Source organism: Okeania sp. SIO2C9 (genome assembly GCF_010672455.1).
Lineage (GTDB): Bacteria > Cyanobacteriota > Cyanobacteriia > Cyanobacteriales > Microcoleaceae > Okeania.
Genome location: NZ_JAAHGO010000009.1, coordinates 123,944 through 131,176, shown reverse-complemented (window position 1 = coordinate 131,176; position 7,233 = coordinate 123,944). Strand labels below are relative to the sequence as shown.

General features: G+C 32.1%; 4 protein-coding genes. All 4 read right to left on the bottom strand.

Annotation, left to right across the window (positions count from 1 at the left end; all coding sequences use genetic code 11):
- Window positions 1-740: 740 nt before the first annotated feature.
- Window positions 741-2,555, bottom strand: coding sequence for a hypothetical protein (locus tag F6K23_RS08815; protein ID WP_293153481.1), 1,815 nt, complete (start codon window positions 2,553-2,555; stop codon window positions 741-743).
- 3 nt (window positions 2,556-2,558) lie between these two features.
- On the bottom strand, window positions 2,559-3,134 hold the full coding sequence (locus tag F6K23_RS08810; RefSeq protein ID WP_293153478.1) for a hypothetical protein: 576 nt from the start codon (window positions 3,132-3,134) through the stop codon (window positions 2,559-2,561).
- A gap of 1,392 nt (window positions 3,135-4,526) precedes the next feature.
- The gene (locus F6K23_RS08805; protein ID WP_293153475.1) at window positions 4,527-5,288 is read right to left on the bottom strand and encodes a hypothetical protein; all 762 of its coding nucleotides are present in this window, start codon (window positions 5,286-5,288) and stop codon (window positions 4,527-4,529) included.
- A gap of 516 nt (window positions 5,289-5,804) precedes the next feature.
- Window positions 5,805-6,875, bottom strand: coding sequence for a 4-hydroxythreonine-4-phosphate dehydrogenase PdxA (pdxA, locus tag F6K23_RS08800; RefSeq protein WP_293153473.1), 1,071 nt, complete (start codon window positions 6,873-6,875; stop codon window positions 5,805-5,807).
- Window positions 6,876-7,233 lie beyond the last annotated feature (358 nt).

Here is a 7,233-nt window from a genome sequence, read left to right as displayed (position 1 = left end):
GATAAGTTCTACAGTTGCCTAGAAAATTTTCAATGGTGGAAGGGTGGAGGGATATAAATGATTTATTCCATATATATATTGTTGAATTTTTCGGAGAATTTCTAGATAACTCTAGAAAATTTTCAGTAGTAGAAGGATGGAGATAGAGAAATAATTTACTCCATGGTAAATATCTCTTTTGCTTTGGTCATTCCCCCATCAGGAAAATCTCAATATTTTTGATTTTTTCCGATAAGTTTTACAGTTGCCTAGAAAATTTTCAGTAGTAGAAGGGTGGAGAGATATAAATGATTTACTCCATGACAAATATTTCTTGAATTTTTCTCATTCCCACATCAGGAAAATCTCAATATTTTTGATTTTTTCGGATAAGTTCTACAGTTGCCTAGAAAATTTTCAGTAGTAGAAGGGTGGAGATAGAGAAAGAATTTACTCCATGGTAAATATCTCTTTTGCTTTGGTCATTCCCCCATCAGGAAAACCTCGATATTGTTGAATTTTTTGGAGAATTTCTAGAGTTGCCTAGAAAATTTTTAGTAGTGCAAGGGTGGAGAGATATAAATGATTCACTCCATGACAAATATTTCTTGGATTTTTGTCATTACCGCACAAGGAAAATTTCAATATTTTTGATTTTTTCGGAGAATTTCTAGAGTTACCTAGAAAATTTTTAGTAGTGGAAGGGTAGAGATAGATAAATTATTTACTCTATGGTAAATATTTCTTGGATTTTTGTTACTTCAATCAGAAAAACTAATTTCTTCATGATCGAGTTTAACTTGAAGTTTAGCTTTTACATTATCGCTAAACTTAAGATCGGATACCAGATGATTTAAGTCTTTGTAATGATTACTGTTTCTATTATTTAGCAGCTTTTGAATAGTTTTTTTCTTGACATTTGTTCCTCTAAAAGTAATTATTAATTCTGCTTCATTCGCTGTATTGATATTAACAGCAGTTGAGCTTTTTGAATCTGATGATGAAGTTGATTTTATTTCAATAATTTTATCTACAGTTGAATTTTTTGAACTTGGTGATGTAGTTGATTTTTTATCAATAACTTTATCTGCTTGAATAAATTCAATATTTTGTAACTCTAGCTTTTTTTCTAAAAGTGACGAACATGAAGGAGCAATCATAAAAGCTAACTCCGGAGGATTATTGTCTGAAAGATATGGATTAAATTCAAAATCATCTAACCATTTACTAAATATTTCTAAGTGAGAACTTAACAATTCATAATTTTTTGCTTCTCCAAAACCTCTAGCTACTTGTGTACCATTGTGAAGTAATTCTACATAACAATCTAAGGCGTGTTTTTCTCCTGTTTTTTTGCCTGGAATTACTTTTGTAGTTTCAACTGTTGATAATGTATATACTTTCTTGTTTAAATATTTTCCCCATTTTTCTCGACATTTTGCTTCAACTAATCCACGAGCATCACCTTCAAATTTTTGCTCTTCAGCTTCGGCAAAATATCTTTCATGTATTTCTAGAACTTTTCCTGAATAATATTGACAAAAATCTCGGAAATTTGTAGGGGTTTTCCAGGGTATATTTTCAATTTCTTGCCAAGCACTATTAAAATTTTTATATCCTTTGTATGCTCCTTTAATCCTGTCATCTATCTCTTGTTTAATCATCATAAATTCTTTATTAGAACCTGAGCTAAGATTAATCACCGAATCTTTGACTAAACTTTTTAAGACAGAATCTTCTTGAATTAAAGAACTTACATTGTCTGATGTACCTACCAAATAAATTAGTAGAGGAATACTTGCTCTAAATTTCTGAACAGCTTGCTTTAGTAATGCTCTAAAAATTAATCTAGTTTCTTCTATCTCTTCTGGAAATTTTTCTAATGAATCTAATTCATCTGTTAAATAGACAAAAGTAAATCTGGGGTCTACTTTTGTGACTTGAGATATCACATCAAAAAATAATTCCACAAAATTTACTTCACTTGTTGCGAAAAATTTACTAAATTTTGACCTAAAAGGATTTAATTTTATCTCTTCTCTAGTTCCTGTATTTAATAATGACCCTGCATCAAATTCTTCGAGAATGTTTTTAGCAACTTCTTTTACATCTGGCAATAAATTTTGATTATGTATTAATTGCCAAAAAGTATCTCCTAAAATATAACAGTAAAGTTTAATGCTAAAATTATGACTACTACCAACTGTCCGTAAATGAGAAAGTGGAAACTGAATTACTACAGAATGTTTTTCATAATTTGACTGAGTTGTTGTTAATTCATGCAAATAAGTTAATAGGGAAGTTTTACCACTACCAAGAAATGCCGCCACAAATCTAAATGTAAAAAATCTATCATCAAAAGTATGTTTAAGATCGTCTCGAAGCAATTCCGTTATATTTGATATTGAAGAGTTACCAGATAAACTTTCAGCTGTAGTTGTAGTATCATCTTCACCCTCTTTTCCTGGTAATCTTACATCACGTTCAACCCAAATATTTTCCACATAACCTTCTCCTGGTTGAATTTGCTGTAAAAACTTTCTAATATATCTTTTTTTTCCTGCATCTTCTGGCATAATTTAGTTCACCCATTGAATTAATTCTTTATTGTTTTCTTGTACCGCAAATACTAAACCATCAGATTTCAATTGCTCGAAATATTTTTCTACTAGAGATTCAGAAATATGATGATTTTTAATAAACTTTTGGCAAATTTCTTGACTGCGAATAGCCACAACACCTTCTAATTCTTGACGCCTCCTTTCTTCAATATAAAGCTTTTTAAACTTCTCTACAAATGTCTCAAAATCCATATCCTCATTTTGATAATTTATCTGATTATATTTTGCAGCTAATTTTAAACAAGCCATCAAAGCATTTAAAATTTTAGGTCCTTTGTTAGACCTAAATTTATATTCAGTTGTTTGAAGATTAAGAACTAGAGCTTTCATTCCCATTTCAGTAACTTTAATTCTCCCTCGTTTAGGAGATTCCAGAAACTTCAGCTCACATAAACTCTCACAAACCTGTTTTGCATTGGGGCGGCGTTTTTTAGATAAATGATTCCTAACTGTACTTCTAGTAACAGTTCCTTCTGTTGAATAAGCAAACGTATAAAGCAGATAAAGCAATTGTTCAGTGGAAAGCTCTGTCATTAGTTCCTCTTCTTAATTTAAAACAAAAATATTTTATCTTTTCCAAACAAATTAGGAATTGAGTATAGACTATTATCTCAGTTTCTTAGGCTATTGAAATACACATTTTTTTGATTTATATATAAAGTTGCTCATTTCTGACTAACAAATTAAATCATAAGTCATTCAAGAATTTAGAATGCGCGAATTTAGAATTTAGAATTACCTCTCCTTTAAAACGGATAGGATTGACTAATCATGAAAATTTTTCTTCTCTTGGTCGATTGGATATGGCGAGGAGACCTCGCCATCCCTCGACCGCTTTTTATCCTCTTAAAAGAGGAGGTTTTCAAGCACAATTTTTCGGTAAATTCAATTTTTATATAGCGTTTTTATCTAGAATGTGGAGACCAAGTGCTATGAAAAAGGTATGTAGTGAATAGTCAAGAATATAAAACAGAATTAAAAGTAACAAACACAAGGATATTAGTTCATTAATGGACAATGTATAATTGATAATTACCTCTGGTTAAAACCATTCTTGATTGAATGTAAGGAAATATCCTAGCACTTTTTTTCCCTTGAAAGGGTCGGCAAAGTAAGCTAAACTATTTAATTAATAATTACTAATTTTTCGGTAATTGATCGGCGCGCTTTTTTTCTTAGAAAAACCTCAATCTAGATTTACATCTCAAATAAAAACACTATATAGATATAACTATTTACTTTACTCAGAAATTATTCGTTAAAAGTAACCCTTGTAGTTATTGTTTTCAATAATTGACTTACTTTGTACAATTTAGGGCTATTTTAACATTAGTACTCATACCATTTATCTGTAACAATCTGCTTAATAATTATTGCAAAAACCTGAATTTTACTAATAGCTTTTATATCTTATTAAGCGCAACTTCATAGATAAATGGTATCACATTCCACATCTCATTTTGAGATATAAAAAGTAGCGCAAAAACTGAATAATCACTAAGTATTTATATTGAAAAAAATCAACCATACTCGTGAGATAATAAAGTTAAAAAAAATTTTTTAACACTTAAACTGACAATATTTGCCAGATTGGTAATTTTCATTCCCTCCTGAATCCTGAATTCTGACTCTTTCTCTTTTACCGAAAATTAAGGTTTAAAGCCTATCCTTTAAAGGAAAAACAAGAAAAAAATTTCCTTTGAGTCAATCCTCTTCTTGAAAAGAAGAGGTAATAATTAATTATTAATTATTAATTGTTGAAACTATCCTTTAAAGTGCGAAATATAGGTTAATAATTTCCTGCAGTAATAATTGTTATTTCAGGACTAAATACTCTTGCAGTAGAAAAAAATTAACTATTAATTTCTGCTGTTAGATGTTGACTTTGATGAATTAGAAAATCTAGCGATCGCTAAACACTAATCTTCATTCCATCTCAGAGTGAAATGTAGTTAATTCTTGACTAAAAGACTCTCCAATTAGTTTGTAAACCTCTCTTAATTCTTCACCTTTAAAAGATTTAATCAATTTTTCTGCTGCCTTTTGAGGATTTTTAGGAACTACTACCCATAGTTCTTCATTCAACTTACCTTCTGGCTGTTGCTCTAACCAATTTTTAACCGCATTTTTTCCTGATTCAGTAATTTGATAAAAACCTCTCCCACTACTTTTTGATTGTTCTAACCATCCTAAATGTTCCCATCTTTTTCTCCATAATTGAGCAGTGCTATGAGCATAATCTAAAATCTCTCCTATTTTCGGTGCATTTAAAGCTTGATTATCCGGGCAAGCTTCCACAAGTTTAGAGAATTTATGAAAATAATTTGATGGATTTCCTAAATCTTTGACCGGGTCTTCCGGTGTATCAACTGTTTTTGTTCCAGTTGATTCTAATTCTAAACTGCTAATTAATTCTTCAATTTCTTTAGCTTCACAACCTAATCCATAAGGTGGTTGAGCACGACATAATTCTTCATAGCTATTAAATGGTTTTCCTTGCTCATCAAGTAATTGTTGATAAGCAGCTGGCTGTTTCATTAATTCACGCCATGCTTTTAATTGTTCCCCATTAACAACTACATCTTTTTTCAGAACAGATTGTAGTTTTAATTTAATAGCAAGTGCCCATTGGGGCGTACCAGGAGTTGTGCTAATTCCTCCTGCTTTTCCTAAAGTTTCATAATCCATTTTTCCCTGGATAGCAAAGGATATAGTTTTCAAAGTTTTATCAAATAAATTTTGATTTTTTTACCATTTTATTGGTAAGCATTCAGCAGTCAGCCATTAGCTATCAGCTATTTGTTATTAACTCATTATCATAACTAGAAAGGAATTATCCACCAATGAGAATTAAAATTCATTAATGAAATTGGCTATAATCTAACCTCAGTTATTACTTGCATAAGTTCAAAAACTGATTACTGTTTGCAGAGCATTCCGTAGGAAATGCTAATAACTGTTTGCGCAGCATTCCGTAGGAAATTCTTACTTTTATTGTTTGTTAACTCATGCCTTAATAGGATTATTTTAGGGTAAGAATTTTTTATTCTCACCCCTGAGAGCTAACTAAAATGGTATTAGTAGGTATATTTGCTTGACCATCAAATTTGTCAGCTTTTTTATACCTCCTATTTGTATATTTTAGATTGTAGATTGACTAAGTCAACTATTGCAGAAACAATTCTATTAATTTGGCTACTTTTGCTATGAATAACTTCTTTGTAATATCAACTCTTTAGCTAACTTTATTGCTGCTTTCATACTCGTCGCATCAGCAATACCTTGACCCGCAATATCGAAAGCTGTACCATGGTCAGGAGAAGTACGAACAAATGGTAAACCAACGGTAGTATTCACTGCTAAATCAAAAGCCATTAACTTGACTGGAATTAAACCCTGGTCATGATACAGCGCCAAATAAGCATCATAAGTTTTAGCTGGTAAACCTAGCCAAGCTTGACCTGGTTTGACCCACATCGTATCCGGTGGAACTGGCCCATCTAACTGTATGTCCGGTTGGCGATCGCGTTCTTTGTCCAACCAAGGGATGAGCCAATCTTGCTCTTCTGTTCCTAATTGTCCATTTTCTCCACTATGAGGATTTAAACCAGCAACAGCAATTTTTGGCTGAGAAATCCCAAAATCTTTTTGTAAACTTTCTATAAGCAATTCTAATTTCCAACTCAGCAATTCTGGTGTTAAAGCCTTTGGTACTTGACATAATGGTATATGTGTGGTAGCCAAAAGGGAGCGGAGTACAAAATTACTGTGAGGCGATCGCGCAAAAAATAGCATCCCAAATTTTTTTACTCCTGCTTTTTCTGCTAAAAGTTCAGTTTGACCAGGGTATTTATGACCAGCCATCTGCCAGCAAGTTTTGGAAATAGGAGCAGTGACAATACCTTGAAATTTTCCAGCTAAAGTCTGAGCAATAGCTGTTTCCATGAAACAAAAGCTAGCTTCCCCACTCACAGCATTACCTTTGCCGGGAAATATATTTTCTAATTTTCCATTAAACTCTACATCTAAAATTTTTAAATTTTCCCAGTTAACAAGTAACTCTGGCGATTGAGTTTTTTTCGAGAGTTGAGATAGTTTTTGGTAGGTTTGTTGCAAAATGCGATGACTGCCTATAATTGTCAAGTCACAATTTTCTGTAACAGTAGGGTCTGCTAAAGCCTTAAGAATTATTTCTGGTCCTATGCCCCCAGGATCTCCAATTGTCAATGCTAAACGAGGATTTGTATTTTCTATTTCTGTTGCTGATATTTTCATATTTATTCCGCTGAAGAATACTTACCGAATAATGAATAATTAATAATGAATAATTAATAATTAGGGTTTGCTGAAAAAGTCTTTTAGTAGGGGTAGGAGTTAGGAGACAACCCACCCCTCGCCCCTCCCCCGACCGTGGAGGGGAAGACAGGAGAAATGGGAATTTAGAAGAGGTAGTAGCTAAGTTTTGTCCCAAGATTGTTCTACCCCACATTCCGCACTTCAATTTGTAGTATCAAAATTAGCATGAAAAACAGTCTACTCCCTCAAGCCGTGAAGATATGTAGCTCATAACTTCGGAAACTACTGTATGACTTTAGTCTGGGGAGAAGTCAAAATGTCTTAAAATATATATCAC